Raw genomic sequence first — 21,119 nt, 5'->3', positions numbered from 1 at the left:
AATCTATGATACTTTCAACTTTTTTTAAAAACGCCACAAGCAAGACCCCAAATGATTGGACATGGAATATGTTTAGACTGAGGTTTTGGACTGAGTGGGTTCATATAACCCCTATAGATAGAGCTCTGGAGAGTATTCATAATGAATACAGGCTCCCTGGAGGCCTACTAAATGAAATAAAGTCTGCAAGAGATTATCAGCAATCTTTTGACCCTTTAACGTCCCTGCCTTATCTAGACTCATACACCGAAGTCAATAGAGAGTACCTACTGAAACATGGTTATAGCTTGTTTGAATCGAGTGTGTTTTCAGAGGCTAATGGAAGTGTTCCTGATTTTAAGAAAGACAGTAATCGTTTGTTGGTTCTAAAACACGAGGAGCGTCCCAGTGATTCTAATGAGCAGCTAGCAAACGATATGCTTGAAATTAGCCCTCATCTACCTCAGTTGACAGCCTCTGAATCAGCGAACCGTTTGATTTTAAAAAAAGGGGAAGATGGACGGTATGATTTAACCATTCAGCGTACCGAAGTGAAGCCAACTACGTACATGGAACTTGTTAGAGCTGTCCCCGCCCATATGAAAATGGTTCCGTTCATGGAGACCCCCGTACACTTCAATCTTGTACCTTTCGATGAGGTTGTTAAAGCTGGTTTCGACATGAATGATGAACAGGTTGAAGGCAAAGCCAGAAACCTACAGCTGTCTATTTGGCTAACGCTATTTTTCGTATTGGCTTTTTGCTTCTTCGCTGTAAACAGTGTTGCCAAATTCATTATTGTAACGATAGTAACCTCGGAGGTTCAATTTAGTTACCTAATGACATCCATGTATTTGACCTTGCTAAGTGCATTTACTTCCTTTATCTATTTTCATTACCTGCATTTATATTGGCAATATGACACCAATCGCTTTGGTTCTGTGTATTCATTTTTAGTTGCCATCAAAAAAGATCCTATGCGTTTACTGCCACTTTCCAATAAAGCCGAGGTAAATCATGTTTAAAACCTTTGTGATTTACAAGTTACCTGAAGACTTCAACTTGGACCCAAATCTGCACTCTGAAATGTTTGAGAAACTGAAAGCGAAGCCTTTGACTGGTGCGATTAAGACTAAATATGGCTGGGCTGAGTTACTGCAATCAAATAAACCTTACATTAAGCTAGAAAACGATTACATTTTTCGTATAGAAAAGCGCTTTAGGTCTGTTGCATCTAGTACATTGGACGAAGCTGTCAGGCAGAAAATGATTCAGCTTGCACAAGATTCCCCCAGGACATGGGGAGTAAATGCCAAGGTTTCTTCACAAGATGTCAAGAATTTACGTGAAATGTGTGAAAACCTTCTTATACCGAAATCGCTTACACGTTTCAAAGATATCATTGTTTGGTTTAATACTGAGCTAAAGTTTCTTTTTATCGGTTCAAGTGGAAACAAAGAAGTTGAAGCGATTATTGATTTATTCAAGCTTACATTCAAAACATTTCCTGCGAGCCCGCTAACAGTTAATAATGATGTTTCGAGTGTATTTACTAGTTGGCTTAGCAGCCTGGAGTTACCGCCTACGTTGGCAATTAAAAATGGTGATATTGCATTTGAGAATAGAGCGAACGGTGCGAACAAGGTGAGATACAGTAACCAGGATATTGAGTCAGATGAAATCAATGCTAATTTACTAGCGCAAAAGCGCCCACTTCAACTATCTTGCGAATGGAACGCCACTTTAGGGTTTACTGTTAATAACGAATTAAAGTTTTCTAAGATCAAGCAACTAGGGCTGTTAAAAGAGAAAATAAAAACGGCCAATAAGGAAATGGAGATCAATAATCCCGCCCAGGAGATGGAAGCAAAAAGAGTTAAAGATATGACCTCCTACACTTTAACTCGACTGTCAATATTGAACCTTATAAAAGAAATCTTACCTTCATTAAATAGCTCAACTGGATTCGCTGGTGGTGCACAATCGAATACATCTGAGCTAATAGAGGGATTTGTTGAAAGCATTGATTGATGTATAAGGGCCATGATCTCGTGTTTATCGTGAAGAACGCCACGTAGATGAGCTGAAAACAAGAAACGTAATTTAAGGGGAAATGATGAAATTGAAAAGCATATTAACATTAGCTATCGCACTGCCTCTTTTGAGTGCTTGTGACCTTGTAGATGATTATAACGAAATGGTCAATGAGCAAATGGCTGATATTACTATCTACATCTCACCTGTAGCTGAGCTACAGATTGATGATAGTGAAATTGGTTATGTTCATGGATTCGAAGAGTGCCCCAACGAGTCCGTAAATTGGTTGTTTGGGTACTCTCATTCAGTTGGAGGCAATAATTGCATCAAAATAGATCCTGAAAATGAAAACATCAAAGTGCGAGTTATAAACGACCAAGTTAACTTAATTGAAACATGGAATGTATCTAGGGTTGGTGATGCCGTTTCACTAACTAGACCAAACGGCTTCAAAGTCCGTGAACCATCTAACCAGTCGTAGGGGGAAAAGGATGCCTAAGCCTCGCGGTAGGTTTATCGGCCACAAGCAGTTTGCTGTCGATCCCAATTGGGTTAAAAGCCAACAAGAGATTCGAGCTATCAAAGAGCGAAAGCGTTTTGTTGAGTGGTCGAAAAACTGGATTACGGTAACTCGACTAAAAACAGATCGATTGTGGACAGATTCAGCTATCAAGAAGTGGCTTGGCGAGCCAAAAAACCAAGCAAAATACAAAGTATTTGCTGTGGAAGATGTTAGAAAAGCTGAACGGAAAAAAGCGTTTAAAGAGTGGTTAGCACCTCGACTAGATAAAAAGCTGGCAACTAATCCACACTTTAAAATCAAGAAAATTGGAACTGTATAACGACCAAGGGGAAAATATGGTTATGTATAGCACTCAAGCTATAGAGAACATTAGAAAGTCATTCAATCTCTAGCAAACTATTGGACAGAGCCGATTAAGGGCAACCTGTCAGACCTAGTCACATCGAGATAAAGAAACTCACAGATTGCATTCAGACTAATTCAGATAATGGCTCTTTTTTCATTGTCTTAATCGAGGTTCATTGTCTTCAAAAGCCTGTTTACTGCATAGTAGATGTAAAGCCCTAGTTGACTCCCTAAAAAGAACCACCACCAGACCAAGTACAAATCAATTACATCGAATTTACCAAACAATACCTGCTCGAAATCTAACATTGATTCTGTAAGTGGTCTTTGTGCACCCGGCAAGCCTAGCCTATCAAATGGTACATCACTAAACTCAAGATAACTTAGTAACCAAACGGGCATATATAGAAACACTTCTGTATCAGCAATTGATACTGCTATAGCACGTAGATACTCATATCCTTTGTATAGTATTAAAAGGCCACCAAGGCCGATTAGATAGTGATTGGGTTTAAGGAGTTTCTCTGTTACGTATGATAAAGGGATTAGGACCGTCCTTACGAGCTTGCCCATTACGTAGTGAACGACTCCTGTAGTTACATAAAAAAGTAGAGCCGGAGTACGAAGAATTCCAAAGAAGATAGCAAGAAGTAGGTTCATAGGGCATACCTTAAGCTTAGTCTATAATATATTATAGTTTGGTATGCCCTGGAAGGGAAGATATTTAAGGGTAATAGCAATAGATAGTTGCTAGTGCTCGGTTTTCTCTAGGTGTTTCCCAAAGTTTAGTTTTGAAATTATACGAGTAAAGGCGGACAAGAAATTGTGAGCCAGATGCATTTTTTGTAACACCGATTCGGTTTAATGAATAGTCAGATACGACTACACCGTTCGCTGAGTGGTAACGCTTACTATCTTGCCAGTCTACAACAATTCTATTTGCCGCATAACCTGCACCATCACCACAATTTACACCTTTAATTGCACCAACTCCGTTTATTGTAGCGGAACCTTGGTGAACATATTTACTTGTTAGGTTTGAGAGAGCTACACCCCCTCTCGATGTCAAACGAATGTCTCTTGTTCGAGAAACGCCATTTGGGTCAAAAAACATTGAGGGGTCATTGAAATCAACAACGGCTCCAGGGACATAAAGAGAGCCATTCTCTAGAGTTGATATGTTTGAACCAGTACCGATTGCCAAGCCCCCTGCGAAATTATTCATTTGCGATGAGTTGGTTTGGTTGATTCTATTCCGTACTGTAGCTTGGTCTATTGTTGCTGAGCCTATACTAGCTGTATTTATATCGCCGTTATTGATGTCAGCTCTATTAATATCAGCACGATCAATGTCAGCGTTATCGTAATCAAGGTCAGTGCCGCGAACACTAGTTAAGTTTGCAGAATTGGAGCGTAACGTGTCAATAGTACCGGAGTTCGCGTCTATGGAATTAACGTTGAGGTTGTTGAGGTTGCTGGTTCCATTCAAATCGAGTCTAAATACAGGGTTTTCTCGGTCCACAATGCTAGATACTTCAAGGCGGTCCATATTATCGACATCCTGTCCATTCCAGTCGATTGTAGCTAACGGTGAGTTTGTACCATGGATACTCAGGTCATCAGAGAAGCTTGTGCCCCAAGTGATATCCATAGTAATGATACCTGTATCAAAGTCGCAATCCACTTGCGAGATTGAGGTGCCTGAATTTAGGTTTGCCAAACCTCCACCAGCAATTCGGGCTATAGTACATGAACGTTTGACTCCGTTTTCACCAGAGAAGTCAAATCCCCGAGTTTCAGCAGTATTTGAGACAGTTAATTTGAGTTCGACCTGGGTTCCATCATTTGTAACTTCAGTTTTGTATTGCATGTTATCCCCAATTCTAGGGGAATCTTCGAAGTCACAGAATAGGAACTCAGATGTTTGGGTACCACCACAGGTGTTTGGCTTCAACCACATTGTTCCAATGTGCTCAGCACCGTTTTGGAAGGGTTGGCCCGGCTGATTCCATTGGGCTAATGAGCCACTTTGTCTTGAGGCATTCTTGATAGCATGAAGCAGCGTTGCTATACGCTGCCCTTGAAGTTGGTCTACTTGAGATTCGTATTGATCACTTTTCATCATGAGGTAAGTGGACATGATGATACTTAAAGCGACAGTAGAGGCCAATATGCCAAGTTGAAGGAAAAAGCCTCTTTGTCTTTTGATTGAGGTTCTAGGCAGCATATTGGCCACTCTTATTAATAATGATTAACGGTTGATGAATGTGATTGCTACTTCATCGCCAGATGCACACTGTGTTTTAAGAGTGTCATTACCATCAATTCGCGTACCTTCAACCTGGATCTCAACGAAGTTTTGGAATACACGACCAACGAGTAGGTTACACTGATCTGTTTCTACATTTGAGAAAGTGAAAGTGAAGAATTTACCTGTACCAGTAGTTGTAATCCCATCACGGTTAGTCGCGGTGTCTACGCTTCCACAGGTCAAGCCATTATCAGAAAAAGGTGTGGTAAATTCATCTTGGGTTGCACTTAACCAGCTTGAAGGCCAGATGTTTTTGTCGTAACAGTCAGTGTTGTTAACAGATGCGTATGAACCAAAGCCACCCACTGTACGTCGTAGTTCGTCCGATGCTTGTAGTAGAGCTGACTCAGCATCGTCAACAAGTTTACCCGCACCTGAATCCCCCATAGTTGTAGCAATACCGACAACCATAATGCCCACGAATGCCAGGACTAATTGAAGCTCTGTAGATAGAAATGCACCTTTACGTTTTGCATGAACGCGGTTTAGTTTCTTTGAATATTGTTTTTTTGGTTTAAATAACATAGCTATTTTCCTCTTTGAAAGCTATTGGATTTTATACATGATTGGCATATATCAATCAAGTGGAATATGGTTTTCACAATTTGTTAATTTTATTATCAAACTTAGTTAAGGGTTTGACCAATTGAAGAAATAGAAAGGCCAACTATGGCGTTTACAGTTAAAACTGCCATCATGCAACCGAGCATGATCCCTGTCGTAAGCTTTTTTACTAGCATTTCAGTGTTAGCAAATACTTCTTCGGTGATATCGTCTAGTTTATTAGTAAAGTCAGAGGTTGTAGCATACGACTCAATCTCAATTCTTGGTTCTCTACTAAAGAAATCACAGGCGAGTGCTTGCCCTTCACTCTTTCCTCCAATCATATTAAGACGCATTTTTTGGCACCAATGTTTTACATATGGCGTTGAGTGGGAACCAACAAGCTTTAGTGCTTCTGAAGAGGGCATCCCGACTTTCAAAAGAGCATTGAATGTTTGTAGGGTTATAGCGGAATTAATCGCGTCAACAACATTCCAAGGTGGTAATTTAGTTAATCTCCGATTAATTTGATTGGGTAAACTCCAAACTACCCAGGTCCCGTATATCACCAATGTGCCTGTAATAAATGGGCTTAGCTCGTATACAGTTTTTGTAAACTCTCTTGCAAATGTCATAATAGGAGTTGGTTTTATATTAAGCCCCTTAAACAGCACAGCATAGATGTATAAGTGTGCAAGACTACAAATCAACATAATCAAACCAACACCTATAATTGGACCGACTATTCCTAAAAAGCCAGCACCTCTCATTTGTTGTTTTCTTTGTAATTGGCTGACACATATGCGTATTACTTTGTATGCTGCAGTTTTCTTCTCGATTGCGTAAGCAACTCCAATAGTGGTTTTATCAAAGAATGGTGCGAGCATGTATGAGATAACTGGTCTGTATCGGTACCGGTCTGCAAGATATTTTACGAACTTTGTTTCTTGGGATTTTGGTTGTTGGGACTTATATGCTTCATAGAGGGAGTCCAATACATTTACGATTGAATCACCATCTGCTAAACGTGATGCAATTTTCTCTAGAAGTTGAGACTTTCTCTTTGAGCCCACACGAAAGTTTGTATACTTTAGCTTTAAGGTATCAATGAAGTCATCACTAAGGTATTGACTCTTTATTCTGAGCAACTTTTGGTTAATATCGTTTTCCATTAATTAAACCTCTGGGTGGTAGAGAGAAACATTTAGCTCTTCACGATCTAATCGAGAGACCACAAGTTGATCGATTTCACGTTCTATCATCTCAGGGTCCAATACCCCTTTGCACATTTTATAAATTGCGTGCTCTAACTTAGTAAAACCACCAGTGTTTAGCCAATGAGCTTTAGCCAAATCATCTTCGTTTTTAGCCCATAGGTTTCTGATTGTTTGATCTGGCGCCAAGACTTCAGCTACAGGTGTTCGTCCAACACGGCCATCTACAGAATAATTACACTCTTCACACCCACCTTGCTTTGCGAAACGTATGTTCGGCAGGTACTCAAGTAACTCTAGGGAAGATAAGCTTTGTATTAATGAATAAACTAATGGAGAGTTATTCGGAAGCTCATCATAACTTCGACTACAGGACGGGCACACGGTTCGTACTAAAGACTGAGCAATGATGACAGTTAGGGTGTTTGATGATTGATAGACTGATCTAGCTACTCCGAAACCGTCCAAGCGACCTGGTACATCACAAGAAGATGCGGCATGTATTGTTGAGAAACATACATGGCCAGTTCGGGCAGATTCAATTGCAAATTTTGCTGAATTGTAGCAACGTATTTCTCCTGTACCCATGATATCTGGGTCTAGTCGCATGAAGCTTTCGGAAATTCGTTCAAACTGCTTGGTTAATGTGTTCATTTCATTATCAGAAGCGCTAGAGTTATCTTCTAAGTTAACTTGTGAAACGCCCTCTAAGTTCATCTCGATAGGGTTTTCGGCAGTAACAAACTTCCGAGTAGATTTGTACAGGTCTTGTAAGTAATCGATAACTGAATACATGGACTGGGTCTTACCAGAACCTGTAACACCAGCAAACAGTATATTTCCTTGTTTTTTACTGGAGTGTTTTTTAATCAACAGCGTTTGAACTGGGTGATATCCAGCTTTATCTAGCTTTCTTATAGAGGATTTCTCCCCTTTACTGGTAATCCTGCATACTAGATCTCCACCGCCCTCAGTTTCTCTTGGTGCAAATTCAACACGCATTTCAATTTGAGTATTGTTATACGTGTAGATAAATTTACCAGATTGAGGTTCTTTCCAGCTTAGGTTGTTACCTTGGATGCTAGAGCCGGATGCTTCATCCCCACCGATGATGTTGTAAGCAACATCAACCGTCTCGTAAAGCCTATCGTATGTATATTCTTTGAAATCAATTAAATCGCCATCTACACGTATACGTACTAACGTGTTGCCAGGTATATTAGATACTTCAAAGTGAATGTCTGACGTTGCAGGGTGTGATTCTAAAACAGACGCAGTGATCGCTTTAAAACTTCTGCCCTCATCATCTTTAGATTGGTTTTCTTCAGAGCCCATGAAGATGACATCAGCAAGTAATAGGATTAGGTCTTCTGAGCACTTAAGATTAATGACTTTTGTATGAGTATGATCGGTATATCCCAAATCATCTCTGATAGTCGCTCGAACTTGTGTGATTGACTTTGAAAAGTCTTCTGTCATTAAGACGGTAAGGTAGTTGTATCCTTCATCCATACCTTGAATATGGCCATCCGAAATAAGGAATTTTTTACCATAAGCTGGATGTGCCACTTTGTCCTTGTCAATGATACCACCTAAGGCCCAAGGAAGTTGTTCTCTAGTGTCGTATGTTAAGTCGTTAAAGAAGTGTGAACTAGAGCTACTACGACTACCAAAGTATTTTATTAAATCACCAGAAATTGAATCTGACAAAATGTCGTATTCGTTTGCGCTGGATTCTACAATGCTGGTTGCAGGTCTATACTCTGCTAAGTTAGTACTAGTCATGAAATTCTCACTTGAACATTAAACCTTGAGAGGGAGAGTCATTAATTAATGTAGGCGCCGGGGCTCCAAACATACTTGATTCTGAAAGCTCCCCAATCTTCTGCTCGATAATACGGTCTCGGAATGTTTGCGCTTTCTTAAAGCGGTCAATTGCTTCGTCAGAGGTTTTAACCGTGATATGTCGTGCTCTTGATTTGTCCATTTTGTGAGTTGAATAATCGAAAGGCATGACTACAGCGCCTTGAAATGACAGTGAATCTACATACCAGTCCCCAAAGCTCTCCCCTTCTTTTAAAGTTTGGATAGCCCCCTTATGCCAAAACTCACCTTTCAACTGACCAGCTATCTCATAAATATCTGTAACGAAGATTTGTTTTTCCATTTCGTTTAGCAGAGCATTAACTTCAGCTTCTCGTTGAGCTCTACGCTTTGTCCTAGTCTCCTCCTGGAATTTTGCTAAACGCTCTTCATCCGATGCCTTCTCTTTTTTCGGTTCAGGCCCACCGTTTAGTAATTTGTTATTTTCTATCAAAAGCTGCTGATACTGATTGTCAAGCATTAACATCTTATTAGCATGCTCTTTTTGGGCTCGTATCAACTCATTTTGCGAGAGTGATTTGTTTTCCTCTATAGAGAGGCTTCGTTGTTTTTGGATGTCTTGGTAAGTCTGCCCGGATTGATCATTTGCAAAAGTTGTAAAGCTCAACAATTGGGTCGCGATGCATAGGGTAATAGTATTAATTTTCACGTAATGAAACCTCTTTGTCTTGTTGATTAAGAATGCTACTTTCGTGTATGTACTGCATCTTAAGAACGATCTCTTCTGTTTCCAGATTTATCGAAATGCTCTGTATAATCATGCTTTTAAATTTGTCGATATCGTTAGCTAGTTGGTCCAAATAGTTAAATGCCCAACCAAACCCACTTAACGAAAGTTGTACATTCACAACGGTGTAATCTATTTGTGGGTTTCTTACTTCAGTGGAATATGTTTCGTTTTTAAAAGGGATCTCCCTTTCTGTTTTGCGGTTTGCTGAAATCGCTCCGTACAGTCTTCCTTGTGTCTTCTCTGCTTGTTGCTGAATGAAGGTTAGTAAGTCTAGGTAGTGGCCGTGAGTTTCCTTTATGAAGATAAAAGCGTCACTTTCATCAAAATAATGGTCTGGTTTAGGAAGCGGTACTATTTGAGACGTAGTAATCTCTTCTCCAGAGAGTGAATAAGTGATAGTTCCATCGAATTCGATGTTGTCTCTAAAATTGGCAACCGTTGTCCCTCCGTTTTTCCACAAAACGGTCGTCTCATGAAAAAACTCTTGGTCTGCTGGTTTGTCTACTGTTGATGAGTCTCTAGTAATGATTCCTTTGGTAACGAGATCGACAGTCATTGGGAACCATCCACCAACATCAACAGGAAGAGAGTTAATATAGGCTTTAAGGTTCAAAATGACCTTTTTAGGATCTGATGCGGTTAAACGTTGAGTAAGCCATTTTGCTTCCTCTTTAGTTGCATTTGCCTTGTCTATTCTCTCGATTTTTTTATGATTCAAATCGTTTTCAGCTTGCTTAGCTAGAGTACTGCTTGATGCTTTCTTCACCATTGAATCTATGTCAGGAATTACATACTCTTGCTTGGAGTTAGATTTATATACCTGCACACCTATCAAAAATATAATTCCAAGAGCCACAAATACGATGTGGGATGGTTTTATCTTTGATAGGGGGTTTGTGTTGAGTAGCTGCTCAATTGTTTGAATTTGAGCGAACTTTTCATTAGGTACAGCTTCACATATGACGTCATATGAGTGCTGTTGGTACTCTGAACGTGACTCTTCAAATAGTTCTGAGATATTTTCTGTTATCTCATTAGGGACTACATAGCGTAATTTTACGTGATGAAGATCGTACATTTGATAATGGTCGAAGATCTGTTGGATAACTTCTTCCACCGTTTCAAATACCAAATCATTCTCACCACCAGCTGGGCACTTATCAATTACCAAAAGATACCAATATTTACCGGATGGTAGCTTTTGTATGAAGAAAGCATTCGGGTGATCGACACAAATAGCGCGAGCGACGATTGCCGCCGCGCTGTAGTATTTTGTCGTTATGCTTTGAGCGAAACCGATTGTTGATTTTGGTGCATCATCAATTGTTGACCCTTCAACAATTACTGCATTTGTAGCGTCGTATTTGTTAACCAGATTTTTGATATGGATGGTCTTATCGGATTCTGAAACCTCGTACCAATCTAAACCGATGTAGTGCCTATCAAATCCAAGTTCTTCTAGTGACTGCATAAAAGGACCTAATTGGGTTAAACTTTTTCGATATGAGGCGTGATAATTACTAGCATCACTGAGCGTGTTTTAGCATTAGAGTCATTGCCACCAAACATCCATAGCAAATCGCCTAGAACTGACTGGTTTTGGCCATTGTCAATCACTTGCTCGAACCCAGTCATAACCATTGTTTCGCCTGAACGGATATTTCTAGCGCTAACCATGGCAGTAACAGTTCTGTCTGTTAGTTGAAGTTGTGTATTACCAACTTCTAGTGGGTCAATTGCATTTAAGGTACTTACATCAGTTACGATACGGACAGCAATTGTTCCATCTGAGTTAACACGTGGTGAAGCTAAGAAAACAATACCGTTTGTTGTTGTATCTGTGCTTGCAGATTGTGTTACAACATCACCAGATACACTTTGGTCGATTTTATCCGCATATTTCTTTTCATTTACGAACTGGACTGGAATAACATCATTGTTTGGTACAGTTGTCGTAATTGACTTTTTAAGCGAAAGAGATTTAGTCCCCTGAAGAGCCTTCAATGCCATTTCAGTGCCTTTGAAGCTACCATCACCGATACTCAGCCCTAAACCACCTAACTTAGCTGCATCACCAACTGGAACTCCATCGATTTTAAGTTCGAAGTCATTCTTAGCGTATTTAATAGATTGCTCAATGCCGTAATTTGATTCGTCTGTAGTGATCAGTTCCCATAGCTCTATATCGAGCCTGATCATCTTTCCAGCAGTAGAATTTGACTCATCAATAAAGTTCTCAACAATTCGCAGCTTTCGAGGTGTGTCAGTTACAGCAACCATACTTAGTGCAGGTAACACTTCTACTTTTGCATCTTCAGAAGCAATGGATTTAATCCCCTTGAGGAGTTGGTCCATTGGTTTCCCTAGGTCACGGTCAAATGAATATGAGTGAGAACTCGAAGTTTGAGAGCTTGTCCCCTCGCCTTGCTGACCACCGCTAGTAGACGAATTGATACTTGATTTTAAAGTTGTACTACCAGCATATTGGTCGATCCGAAAGTGTCTAGTTTCTTGTCGGTAAAAGGATACACGACCATCAGATTGGTATTTCCACCATAGGTTGGTTTTTGCTGCGATAGCATCCAACACTTGCTTTAAAGCAACGTGCTTTTCAAAGTTCAGGGAAATAGACACTTTTGCGCCATCTAATAGTGACCCTTTGTTCGTATCTGTATAAAGTGCCGAAACGTCTAAATCATCACCAGTAGAATCACTTGTACCACCGCTTGCTTTGGAACTTCCAGAGTCTTGGTTAAGATACTTGATAGCGTCGCTAGTAAAGCTAATGTAAACCCCATACGAGGCATACTTATTGTTCAAATAGTCAATCGTGTCGCTAAGGGGTTTAGAGCGATATGACATGAATTTACTCGGGGTAAGAAAAATCTCTGGAAGGTCTTGCCTTTCTTTTAACTTGAAAGGTTCCCCAAGAATAACGTAATTATTGTCTTCGCTGTAGACGCTCTGATCTATACCGGGTTTAAGTCTGTGTTTTTGAATCGTCTCAGTGGCAGCGTCTGCCTGTGCTGTCGCAACTCTATTGGCATCTTTACCAGGAGTACTACAACCACTGACAAGCGCGATAATGGTTAGTGTGAGAGCTTTAAGTTTCAATGTGTTGTTCATTACTGGTAAGTCCCTTTTTCAGTAGAACCGCCTTTTAGGATATGAGCAGCACCAATTTCAGGGCTGTAACTAATCCACAGTGGTTCTTTTGTTTTTAACGTCTCCTTAAGCACTCTATCTAAGACTCCGTCTCTTCCTGTTAGGTCACCAATCAATACCGAACGTGATTTAACAGGGAAGTCGTATTTAGAGCCCCAAATAATGTCGATATTGGACTTTGTATTCCAAACCTCAAAGTTCTCTTTGAGTGACAGTTTAGGGTCTAATGTCCAGAGTTTTGGTGTTCGTGTCTGAAGGTACGTAAGGTGTTCACGATTTTTGGATGCAGCCAACACTCGTTCTTGTTCATTTAGAACAATATAAATACCGGAATTTAGTTCCTGTATCTTAGCAACAGCACTGCGCCAATTAGGTGAAGGTACCCAGGCTAATTGGTGGGAAGAGATGCCTGGTCCAATATTTACCCGCCAACCAGCTGGTGCTAAAGCATTCAGTATTTCGTGAGCAGGTAATTTATTTTGGTAACCGACTTTAGATTGGATGTCGTTTAAACCATAAGCGGTATCTGACTCGTATTCAGTAAATACAACCCCCGCTTGCGCGCTACTCATCACGAGTAAAGGTAAAATTAATCTTAATTTCATCATAGTAACCCCTATTATTTTGATAAATATACGTCATTTTCGGATAACAAACAACAAACGAAGCTGTAAGGTAACCTACGAATAAGAACAATTTCTTATCGGTTATCTGGCTTCCAAATTTCGTTTTTTCGATATGGCAAGTTGTTGCCTTGGTTGTATTTTGACAGGAGGTGTATAAAAAACTCTAATGGTGTCCTTTTGGTAAGAGAGATTAAAGACATTAATACATAGAAAACACACATGGCTTTAAGGTAGTTCCAGCTGAACATTATTGGCAATGTCAAAACCGGGACGATAGTAGACCCGTCCATAAGTAGGAAAAGTGGTCTTTTCATCGCATTTTGTACCGCTTTTCTATCCAGCTTCGGTTTATATTCCATTATTCTGATTCCATAAGGAGATATTCTGGCCCAATTTCACTGTTGTGATATAGGTTTGCGATTTGTTGAGAAAAGGTAAGCTCTTGTTCCTTTAGGTGCCTTCTTACTACTACAGATATCTCTGTGTCAGATTTACACTTCAGCATTTCTTCTCTGATTTCTTCAGTTAGATATAGGGTTTCTCTAACAGCAATCCTTTCACCGTCGAGAGTTCTAACTAGTATCTGAGCGACAATGCCAGAGAGTTGACTAATAAAACCAGCTAATACAGCCAGCTTATTCTCTCCATCTATCATATTGTAGATGCGGCTCATCGCTGTCTCGCAAGAGTTTGCATGTATTGTAGCCATCAAGAAGTTGCCAGTGTTAGAAGCGTTAAATGCGTTTTCGATTGATTCTTTACTTCGTATTTCGCCCTGAACGATGATATCTGGACGAAGACGAAGAGCAGCTTCAAGGCCTTGATTAAAACTTTGAACATCGGAGTCTGTTTCAACTGAACCTACTTCATGAACTGAAATACTGTTACCAGGAGCAATCTTTACTCCCTCATAATTAATTTCAGGTGGGTCCTCAAAAACTAAGATATGCTTACCAAGGCTGGGAGTTTTTAGCACTGAAGTTACAATTCCGGCCATAGTAGTTGTTTTGCCTGTGCCTACCCCTCCCACAAACATAAGAATACCTTTACGGTTATGCTTTACAAGATTGACTAGCTCCGGCTCTATACCCAAAGATTCTGCGTCCTTTGGTGTTTTAGGGTTCAACCTACCAACCATCTTATAGGTCTTTCCATATTCAAGTGACCTTGAGGTAATAGCTGCAATGCGGAAACTCCTAATCTGAGATTGATCATTGGGGTTTTTGGTAACGAATGCAAAAAACGTAGGAGTAGCTGCATTAACATTGTTAATCAGCGATTTTTTGGTGCCGAGCATATATTCAAGAATATTACGGCATGCGTTAGGTTGCATTTGTTTATCAGTGATTTCCCTGATTTGCCCGTTTACATCGATTCTGATTCGATAGTTACAGTCTATTAAAATGTCTGAAGCACCGTACTCAATTGCTTTCCATATGACAGTTTCGATATCTACTTGTGTCATTTCGCTTGAAACAGGTATTAATGGAATATCATTCATGGTAGGTGTCACTCTTCAACGAGAATGGATTTAATTTGGTCGTGAGTAAGGCCTTCAGTTTCTACTTTAGAAACAGCATCCCTACGTACAGAGCCCCTAGGGTCTTTTATTACTGGTGAAGAATAGAGATCAGAGTTTGTCTGCCAAACTGCCTCACCACTCAAAGATATGAACTGAGTGCCTAAACCTAATTGGTCTCCTTGTACCGTAATTCCTACATTTTCAATAATCATATCTGGCTTTTCTATATATCCGGACTCAACTAAATTCACGTAACGGATCATGGCTGTTGCGTCAATAAAAGCATTAATTACACGAGTTCTCATCTCAGCAATTGCTTGTTCTGAGCCCATGGCCCATCCCTCATCAAGAGCTGAGTTGAAGATCTCCAATTCTTCTGAATTTCTAGGTAAAAGTTCGTCAATTAATGTGGTCGGAGTAAGTGAATTTTTGTCGTAGAGATAGTCAGACCAATGCGGTTTCCTCAACACAGGCTTAGGTTGTTCTCTCAATCGATAGACAAGATTATCGGTCCTGATAATCGTAGCTTTTGTGTCTCGCGTTATCGCGGCATGAGCTTCTACTTTGTCTACCATACCTGGACGAAGGTACTTGGCTTCACCTGAACTTAGATTTGCAGAAGCGTTAATGAGATGCTCGAAAGGTAGCAAGCGGTCAAAGAGGTGAGACTTGCTATCCACTACATCTGTTAAGCGCTCCATCGTAGCTATATAACCATTCGCACTGCCAACTTCTTCAGCTCTTTCGCGGATCGACTCAATTCTGAGTGCCTCTTCACCATCGCTTACTAGTTGTTGTCTAACCTTTACATCTTTTAGTTCACTTAAGCTGTAATAGGTGCGCTTAGATTCATCTGCCAAAGTGGTAACACTGAAAAATAGACTAGCAATTAAACAAATAGCAGTATTGGTTCTCACGCTTTTGTCTCCAAGTATTTAACGACAATCGTCTTAAGTCGGTTATCGACCATGATGTCTACCTGGGCACCCTTTTCAGAGTCAATAATCTTTATTGCGTCGTTTATTGGTTGATCCTTCAGTTTAATACTTACAAACACGCCACCAGGTGGTTTTTGGCCATAAGTAAATACTCGATCAGAACCATAACCTACTGTCTCAGCAATACCTTTTACGGCAGTTTCGACTTCACAATCACAATTCCAGTCAACAACCTTTTCAAAACCAGGTAACAGCATTGTAGAGAGCATGCGCTCCTGCCTTCTCTGCTCAGGGCCTTTAAGTGCTTGTGCATGTGCACTTCTCGTTTTTGCTAACAATCGGAGCTCGTCAAGCATTTCAACTGCATATGGCTCAAGATCGCCAAAAGCCCTTTCTTCAGGGCTCTTTTCTAAGTGCCTTAAATCTTTGACTTCATTAGTTGCGCACCCAAGAAGTAGAGTAGAAGCGAATGCTATGCTAGAAAGCTTAAAGACGTTCATTTTGTTTCCTCTTCGTTGCATTGATGCAAAGTGTTTTAGCTGTATTCAGATTTGAAACAGTGATGATTGATTCATCCGTACTGATGTTTTGGTTAATGTCTGGGTGGTAATACCTAACTTTTTGATGGAAGGCTTTCTTGATTTCAGAAATATTGAGGGACGTAATAGGTAGCCCTAATAATTTGAAAGCCTGAACTTCTTCTTCAGAGAAGTTAAATGGGTTTTGTTCATTCAGAGTCGGAGAACTTTGAGATCTACTCGCATTAGAGGGTCTTTCCATCTGAGAGGAAATTGAGTTTGTATAACCAAACCCACGTATCTTCGCTTGTGCTTCCTTTCTTCTAACCGATTGTTGTTGTTGCCGTTGCATAAAGTACAAATATGCGATGCCAAATAAGGCACTCGTGAAAACACCGAATGTATAACTCGCGGACAAATAATATGTAGCAGCGAAAGAAGTGATGAGTATGGAAGCCAAACCCAATATTTTTTCTTTAATTAGTTCGAACACAATAAGATGTCTAATAGCAAATAATAGCATAAATCTATGCCATTTTTGTCTAAAATACAATAGCAAAAGCTGCTAGCATAGGCTTATTATTGAGTCAAATGTTAGTTTCAATTTGCTAGTCTCAGAAGTGATATCGGTTCAATAGACTAATTACTCAACAAATTGTAGAAATATTTGCGTAATGCGACCTACAAATAGGGATATAGCTCACACATATGCAACAAATGATGAAAATTTATTTAAGTTTCACTCTTCATGGGTAAAAATTAGACATAACGGCAGTTAATGTTTAGATACAAGTCACATGATTATTTGCGTCTATTCTCAAAAATAAGAAAGTATTTATGGATAAGAATCATTACAGCGAACTGTTCTCCGACATATTCGCTACAAAACAGAATGAAGGTGGTGCGGCATATTTAATCAATCGTGAGGCTAATCTTGAATTAGTTTCACGGTTAGGTATTAATCATCGTGACGTTAGGCTTAATTCAAAAGAAAGCTATGTTTCAGACCGTAGCGCTAGGCTTTTAGAGAAAAAGTTAAAGGTAGCTCGAGGTTGGCTAGACGCAGAACATGAAATTATTAGCCAAACTCAACTTCTAACAATTAGAGCCAACAATGTTTCGGCGCTTATTGTTTCTCCTGGCTTTACTAAACAGTCAAAGCACTTTCTCTCTAAAATAGTTTCATCTACACCTATGAGCGGATATCAATTTTTGTTTGATGAAATCACTTTCGAAGAGCAGTCCTATTACTTACGTAAAATGGAAGAGTTCTTGGAAATTGAAAGAGCATGTCTTGATGATGAGGCATTTATGGAAGGGCTCTACTAGCGAGAAAAGTCGAAGTCATTATCAGGACGCTGTTGTTTGATACCAATGGCGTCCTTTTCATTTACTGGTCCAGTTATACAAGATTCTAGCCTCTGATTTATTGTTTGTTGACTAGGTTCAAGTACATTAGCTTTCTCAACACTCTTCAAGCTAATATGGTCAAATCTCCTGCCAAACTTTGTCTCAAATTCATTCAGAAAGAAATTGATATCTTGTACAGCATTTGGATTAACTTGCCATTTTGTTAGCAAACTTGGCAAATTTGTAAAACTGGTATTATCGAATTCACTTCTTCGAGCTGGTGGTATTGCACTTAGTCTGATTTGTAGAATGGTGCCGATCATTCTATTTTGTAGTTGGAGAATATCTTGTTGTTTTTGAAAGTTCTGACTTGAGAACTTTTCAACTGACACTTTGAGTTTTTCTAAATCCATTTTTTAGCCTAACTCAAGCTGTGCAAAGGCAAGTGGTCTAACAGATGACTGAAGAATAGCCTTCTTGAACCAGGTCATTGTCATATGATAGTCATAGTTACAAGACACGATTTTTTCAGCGTAGTGGTCATGAGGATAATTCATAGCGATTGACTTAAGGATTTCATAGTCAAATATTTCTAACTTTAGATCTTCAAATCGTTGATCTAAAGAGTTTTTAATTTCAGGTAGAGGTAGCTCATCACCGCTTTGAATTTTCTTTATGATTTTCTTGTCGTTTTCAAGAACATTTAAGAGCAAGTACTCTGAAATAGAAAGCACATAGCTTGTAAAATTTGGTAATGTCTTTAGAGAGATTGGGTTCATATATTTTTTGTTTTAAGCTTGTGCCCATCGGTTCTATTGATGGCAAAGGTAACTCCTCTTTGCTTCACCAGGAACCAGTCCAGTCTTTATAAATCTTGCTTATGTATCAATATAAGATATACATAAACAAGGGTATTTGCCATTTTTTTGACAACTAACGTACTACTTTGGGGGCGATATGAGTGTAAATTCATGGGAATTTCAACCAGACAACGAGTTTTCTGACATAACAGATGATCTGAATCATCAGGATGTAGTATCAGAAAAAACCTCAGATCGAATTGTTAATGTACACGATAAACACCTAAGCCCACAAAGTACAACTTTGCCAAGCAATGATGTCTGTTTGAACGCCTTTAATCAACAAAAGCAGGACGTTCGTCTATCTGAAGTTGGCGGCAAGTCACAATCAGTGCAACCTTCTGCCACAAAATCAAACGCTTACTTCCACCCAAATAGTCAAATTAATCTCTATAACAAGTCATTAAATTGTGCAGCGGTGATTCGATTAGGAAACATAGCTAACAACCTAATTTCAATTGTTGTAGACATTTGCCCAGAACATAACGGTCGCTCAAGTGATTGGAACAACAAAATCTCAGTTGCCTTTTCTCACACTGAACTTATTCAAGCTTATTCCCTATTTCTTCAAAACCTTAAATGCCTTGATTTCAAGTTAAAGTTTCACCAACAACAAACTGGGCCATTGTCTATAGGATTTAAAGAGAGCTCGATTTATGTAAGCACAATCATCTCCGGTAAAACAATAAGCCTTACAGGAAACATCGCCCAAAAGATAAAGTTTATGGCCCAATTAGAAGTGGCTACTAAACACTACTTCGCTACTGCGTTTCCAGATTTGGACCAAGAACGAATTCTGCGTCAGATAGCTTTGATTTAGTGTTTTTGTAGTTCGATATTTGAAGCTTCTAGGTGACCGGTAGCTCTCAGATATCTTTTAACAGTACCCATATTTGTCCAATCACCAATAGACATAAGGTCGACTGCATTCATCTTATGAACGACATGCCCATCAACTACCGCTCCACAACGTCCCGAATGCCCTGACCAACAACGACCTTTAAATACACTTTGTCGTTCATATGCTTTACGGAACAATCTAAGTACGGATACACCATTCATAGGTTTTAATGGGTCCTTAAGCTGTCCATTTTTCAGAATCCAACCAAAAATATAATATTCCTGATCTTCGACTGGACTTGAAGGGGTTACATGGTTGTAAAGCTCAACTCCTTTTTCTACAAGTTCAATATATTTCTTCACGATCCCTGCATACCTGCCAATGATAGACTTTTTGGGTGGCGCTGCAGATGTCTTAGATTTTGTCCTCACTATAGTGACAGTGTCACCAGAAATGATGACGTTTTTACGTTTTAAAGTAAAGATCTCTTCTTCTCGAAGAGCAGTAGAGTATGCAATGGTCATGTATGCTAGGTCTTTGAAAAGCTTTGGCCCAGCTTGTTCAAGTGTCCCAACTATTTCGATCTGTCTGTTCAAATCGCTTGCTCTGAATGGTGAAGCAACTTTTTGCTCTACCTTTGATAAATCAGATTCTGCCATATCCTTTTTTACACCCCTGAAAAAGTCTTTTATAAGCTTGTCTTCAGTTACGTTGGCGAATCCTAGTTGATTCAAAAATATGGCTATGAGGTTCTTTCGGCTCATTAGAGTCGCATAAGACACTTTCTGTTCATTTTTTAGGTGTAGTATCCAGTAGTAAAACATTCTTGGATGTATAGGAAATGCGTAGGCTAATTCAATATACTCAGTAAATCTTATCCAAGAGCGAACAGCGGAAAACATGTTTTTTTGTGTTGCCTTCGAAAAACCACCACGTGTAGCCTCGAATATGGCCATGTTATCTAGTATTGTCTTTAGGTTTGGGTGATCAGGATCAATTGCACCGTCAAGTTCAGGCAAAGGGATTTTAAATCGTGAAAGATTTTCTTTTTCTTTGTTATTGCCTAGTTCTAATGCCTTAATCTTTTCTAATCCGGATGCAGGAATTGGTAAATTTTGCTTAGTAATCTCCACGTTCACCTCCAAAAATAAAGTGTTACGCTGTCACCTGTAACGCTAACCTTAACGGCCAAAAAGTGTAATATAACTCAAATTATACTACACTTTATAATCATGTCTATTTATACAGTGTTATTTGTTTGTTGAGTTTATATGAATTATTCGAAGATTAGCTTAACGAAAACAAAGCGAGCTACTAAAGTAAAACCCACATAATAACCCATGGTTCTACATAGTCTGCTAGACTGCGTAAGGGAATATTACTTGAATATAGATAAAAAAAAGGCAACATTTAAAGTTGCCTTGTGCTGTTAGGTTTGAAATCAGTTGCTTACTGAAGTCAATTGACCATTGGATAAGTCTTCCAGTGGTGGATAATCAGGAAGTCCATAGTCAGATCGTAACCAAGTTAATTTCTGGTAGGTTTGTTCAATCCACTCTGGCTTTAGCTGTTGAACTTCTATGATCTTCTTCTTGTAACTCGGATCTGTTTTAGCTGGTAGGTATTCTAAATAGAAACTGTCGCATTTTTCCATTAAGGGGTTCTAGGGATTTTCCCCTCTAAAAAGACATAATCCTCTGTAGACCACACCAATAAATGGCTGCGGAGGTGGT

At 39.4% G+C, this 21,119-nt stretch carries 23 protein-coding genes; 6 read left to right on the top strand and 17 right to left on the bottom strand.

What is annotated here, in order from left to right:
* The first annotated feature begins 5 nt into the window (after window positions 1–5).
* The 4 genes from R8N47_RS19125 to R8N47_RS19110 all read left to right on the top strand — a co-directional run bounded on the left by R8N47_RS19125 (window position 6) and on the right by R8N47_RS19110 (window position 2,858).
* Window positions 6–1,004: a hypothetical protein gene (locus R8N47_RS19125; RefSeq protein WP_025634139.1), complete on the top strand. Its 999-nt coding sequence runs from the start codon at window positions 6–8 to the stop codon at window positions 1,002–1,004.
* On the top strand, window positions 997–2,010 hold the full coding sequence (gene rdgC, locus R8N47_RS19120) for a recombination-associated protein RdgC (RefSeq protein ID WP_025634137.1): 1,014 nt from the start codon (window positions 997–999) through the stop codon (window positions 2,008–2,010). The genes R8N47_RS19125 and rdgC overlap by 8 nt, the downstream gene beginning before the upstream one ends.
* Window positions 2,011–2,092: 82 nt before the next feature.
* Complete coding sequence (locus R8N47_RS19115; protein WP_138058895.1) at window positions 2,093–2,497, top strand: hypothetical protein; 405 nt, start codon at window positions 2,093–2,095, stop codon at window positions 2,495–2,497.
* Between the two features lie 10 nt (window positions 2,498–2,507).
* Complete coding sequence (locus R8N47_RS19110) at window positions 2,508–2,858, top strand: hypothetical protein (RefSeq protein WP_025634133.1); 351 nt, start codon at window positions 2,508–2,510, stop codon at window positions 2,856–2,858.
* 188 nt (window positions 2,859–3,046) lie between these two features.
* On the opposite strand, the gene R8N47_RS19105 is transcribed toward R8N47_RS19110, so the two are convergent.
* From R8N47_RS19105 to R8N47_RS19045, 13 genes are all read right to left on the bottom strand, one after another.
* Window positions 3,047–3,544 (bottom strand): hypothetical protein, encoded by a 498-nt coding sequence (locus R8N47_RS19105; protein ID WP_025634132.1) that lies wholly within the window; start codon window positions 3,542–3,544, stop codon window positions 3,047–3,049.
* 64 nt (window positions 3,545–3,608) lie between these two features.
* Entirely contained in the window at window positions 3,609–5,024 is a 1,416-nt protein-coding gene (locus tag R8N47_RS19100) for a hypothetical protein (protein WP_139351514.1), read from the bottom strand.
* A 111-nt stretch (window positions 5,025–5,135) separates the two neighbouring features.
* Window positions 5,136–5,720 (bottom strand): hypothetical protein, encoded by a 585-nt coding sequence (locus tag R8N47_RS19095; RefSeq protein ID WP_025634129.1) that lies wholly within the window; start codon window positions 5,718–5,720, stop codon window positions 5,136–5,138.
* 101 nt (window positions 5,721–5,821) lie between these two features.
* A complete protein-coding gene (locus R8N47_RS19090) occupies window positions 5,822–6,910 on the bottom strand; it encodes a hypothetical protein (protein WP_025634128.1) in 1,089 nt (362 codons plus the stop codon).
* A gap of 3 nt (window positions 6,911–6,913) precedes the next feature.
* On the bottom strand, window positions 6,914–8,737 hold the full coding sequence (locus R8N47_RS19085; protein WP_025634126.1) for a GspE/PulE family protein: 1,824 nt from the start codon (window positions 8,735–8,737) through the stop codon (window positions 6,914–6,916).
* A gap of 7 nt (window positions 8,738–8,744) precedes the next feature.
* A complete protein-coding gene (locus R8N47_RS19080; protein WP_025634125.1) occupies window positions 8,745–9,485 on the bottom strand; it encodes a hypothetical protein in 741 nt (246 codons plus the stop codon).
* Window positions 9,475–11,037 (bottom strand): hypothetical protein, encoded by a 1,563-nt coding sequence (locus tag R8N47_RS19075; protein ID WP_025634123.1) that lies wholly within the window; start codon window positions 11,035–11,037, stop codon window positions 9,475–9,477. The genes R8N47_RS19080 and R8N47_RS19075 overlap by 11 nt, the downstream gene beginning before the upstream one ends.
* A 17-nt stretch (window positions 11,038–11,054) precedes the next feature.
* Window positions 11,055–12,692 carry a hypothetical protein gene (locus R8N47_RS19070; protein WP_025634122.1) on the bottom strand — a complete coding sequence of 546 codons (1,638 nt, stop codon included), beginning with the start codon at window positions 12,690–12,692 and terminating at the stop codon, window positions 11,055–11,057.
* Complete coding sequence (locus tag R8N47_RS19065) at window positions 12,692–13,339, bottom strand: hypothetical protein (protein ID WP_025634121.1); 648 nt, start codon at window positions 13,337–13,339, stop codon at window positions 12,692–12,694. The genes R8N47_RS19070 and R8N47_RS19065 overlap by 1 nt, the downstream gene beginning before the upstream one ends.
* 376 nt (window positions 13,340–13,715) lie before the next feature.
* Window positions 13,716–14,858 carry an ATPase, T2SS/T4P/T4SS family gene (locus tag R8N47_RS19060; RefSeq protein ID WP_025634117.1) on the bottom strand — a complete coding sequence of 381 codons (1,143 nt, stop codon included), beginning with the start codon at window positions 14,856–14,858 and terminating at the stop codon, window positions 13,716–13,718.
* A gap of 8 nt (window positions 14,859–14,866) precedes the next feature.
* Complete coding sequence (locus R8N47_RS19055; protein ID WP_025634116.1) at window positions 14,867–15,796, bottom strand: type IV secretory system conjugative DNA transfer family protein; 930 nt, start codon at window positions 15,794–15,796, stop codon at window positions 14,867–14,869.
* Entirely contained in the window at window positions 15,793–16,317 is a 525-nt protein-coding gene (locus tag R8N47_RS19050) for a hypothetical protein (RefSeq protein ID WP_077202328.1), read from the bottom strand. Before R8N47_RS19050 ends, R8N47_RS19055 begins: the two co-directional genes overlap by 4 nt.
* Window positions 16,304–16,828, bottom strand: coding sequence for a J domain-containing protein (locus R8N47_RS19045; protein WP_162781067.1), 525 nt, complete (start codon window positions 16,826–16,828; stop codon window positions 16,304–16,306). The genes R8N47_RS19050 and R8N47_RS19045 overlap by 14 nt, the downstream gene beginning before the upstream one ends.
* A gap of 344 nt (window positions 16,829–17,172) precedes the next feature.
* On the opposite strand from R8N47_RS19045, the gene R8N47_RS19040 reads away from it, so the two are divergent.
* On the top strand, window positions 17,173–17,664 hold the full coding sequence (locus tag R8N47_RS19040) for a hypothetical protein (RefSeq protein ID WP_025634112.1): 492 nt from the start codon (window positions 17,173–17,175) through the stop codon (window positions 17,662–17,664).
* Here R8N47_RS19040 and R8N47_RS19035 read toward each other — a convergent pair.
* A complete protein-coding gene (locus R8N47_RS19035) occupies window positions 17,661–18,098 on the bottom strand; it encodes a hypothetical protein (RefSeq protein WP_025634110.1) in 438 nt (145 codons plus the stop codon). The genes R8N47_RS19040 and R8N47_RS19035 overlap by 4 nt on opposite strands.
* A gap of 3 nt (window positions 18,099–18,101) precedes the next feature.
* Window positions 18,102–18,464: a hypothetical protein gene (locus R8N47_RS19030; RefSeq protein WP_025634109.1), complete on the bottom strand. Its 363-nt coding sequence runs from the start codon at window positions 18,462–18,464 to the stop codon at window positions 18,102–18,104.
* A gap of 178 nt (window positions 18,465–18,642) precedes the next feature.
* On the opposite strand from R8N47_RS19030, the gene R8N47_RS19025 reads away from it, so the two are divergent.
* On the top strand, window positions 18,643–19,365 hold the full coding sequence (locus tag R8N47_RS19025; protein WP_025634107.1) for a hypothetical protein: 723 nt from the start codon (window positions 18,643–18,645) through the stop codon (window positions 19,363–19,365).
* Here the strand turns inward: R8N47_RS19025 and R8N47_RS19020 are convergent.
* Window positions 19,362–20,519 carry a tyrosine-type recombinase/integrase gene (locus R8N47_RS19020; protein ID WP_025634105.1) on the bottom strand — a complete coding sequence of 386 codons (1,158 nt, stop codon included), beginning with the start codon at window positions 20,517–20,519 and terminating at the stop codon, window positions 19,362–19,364. The genes R8N47_RS19025 and R8N47_RS19020 overlap by 4 nt on opposite strands.
* A gap of 308 nt (window positions 20,520–20,827) precedes the next feature.
* The gene (locus R8N47_RS19015) at window positions 20,828–21,040 is read right to left on the bottom strand and encodes a hypothetical protein (RefSeq protein WP_203347288.1); all 213 of its coding nucleotides are present in this window, start codon (window positions 21,038–21,040) and stop codon (window positions 20,828–20,830) included.
* Window positions 21,041–21,119 lie beyond the last annotated feature (79 nt).

It is taken from the genome of Vibrio sp. 2132-1, from assembly GCF_033344315.1.
Note: the sequence above shows the minus strand (reverse complement) of the source record. Positions and strands in the feature narration are given on the sequence as shown.

Bases quoted from the DNA above. Each gene is read 5' to 3' on its own strand.
- R8N47_RS19125 (WP_025634139.1), top strand. From the start codon at position 6: ATGATACTTTCAACTTTTTTTAAAAACGCCACAAGCAAGACCCCAAAT.
- rdgC (WP_025634137.1), top strand. From the start codon at position 997: ATGTTTAAAACCTTTGTGATTTACAAGTTACCTGAAGACTTCAACTTG.
- R8N47_RS19115 (WP_138058895.1), top strand. From the start codon at position 2,093: ATGATGAAATTGAAAAGCATATTAACATTAGCTATCGCACTGCCTCTT.
- R8N47_RS19110 (WP_025634133.1), top strand. From the start codon at position 2,508: ATGCCTAAGCCTCGCGGTAGGTTTATCGGCCACAAGCAGTTTGCTGTC.
- R8N47_RS19105 (WP_025634132.1), bottom strand. From the start codon at position 3,544: ATGAACCTACTTCTTGCTATCTTCTTTGGAATTCTTCGTACTCCGGCT.
- R8N47_RS19100 (WP_139351514.1), bottom strand. From the start codon at position 5,024: ATGTCCACTTACCTCATGATGAAAAGTGATCAATACGAATCTCAAGTA.
- R8N47_RS19095 (WP_025634129.1), bottom strand. From the start codon at position 5,720: ATGTTATTTAAACCAAAAAAACAATATTCAAAGAAACTAAACCGCGTT.
- R8N47_RS19090 (WP_025634128.1), bottom strand. From the start codon at position 6,910: ATGGAAAACGATATTAACCAAAAGTTGCTCAGAATAAAGAGTCAATAC.
- R8N47_RS19085 (WP_025634126.1), bottom strand. From the start codon at position 8,737: ATGACTAGTACTAACTTAGCAGAGTATAGACCTGCAACCAGCATTGTA.
- R8N47_RS19075 (WP_025634123.1), bottom strand. From the start codon at position 11,037: ATGCAGTCACTAGAAGAACTTGGATTTGATAGGCACTACATCGGTTTA.
- R8N47_RS19070 (WP_025634122.1), bottom strand. From the start codon at position 12,692: ATGAACAACACATTGAAACTTAAAGCTCTCACACTAACCATTATCGCG.
- R8N47_RS19065 (WP_025634121.1), bottom strand. From the start codon at position 13,339: ATGATGAAATTAAGATTAATTTTACCTTTACTCGTGATGAGTAGCGCG.
- R8N47_RS19060 (WP_025634117.1), bottom strand. From the start codon at position 14,858: ATGAATGATATTCCATTAATACCTGTTTCAAGCGAAATGACACAAGTA.
- R8N47_RS19050 (WP_077202328.1), bottom strand. From the start codon at position 16,317: ATGAACGTCTTTAAGCTTTCTAGCATAGCATTCGCTTCTACTCTACTT.
- R8N47_RS19040 (WP_025634112.1), top strand. From the start codon at position 17,173: ATGGATAAGAATCATTACAGCGAACTGTTCTCCGACATATTCGCTACA.
- R8N47_RS19035 (WP_025634110.1), bottom strand. From the start codon at position 18,098: ATGGATTTAGAAAAACTCAAAGTGTCAGTTGAAAAGTTCTCAAGTCAG.
- R8N47_RS19030 (WP_025634109.1), bottom strand. From the start codon at position 18,464: ATGAACCCAATCTCTCTAAAGACATTACCAAATTTTACAAGCTATGTG.
- R8N47_RS19025 (WP_025634107.1), top strand. From the start codon at position 18,643: ATGAGTGTAAATTCATGGGAATTTCAACCAGACAACGAGTTTTCTGAC.
- R8N47_RS19015 (WP_203347288.1), bottom strand. From the start codon at position 21,040: ATGGAAAAATGCGACAGTTTCTATTTAGAATACCTACCAGCTAAAACA.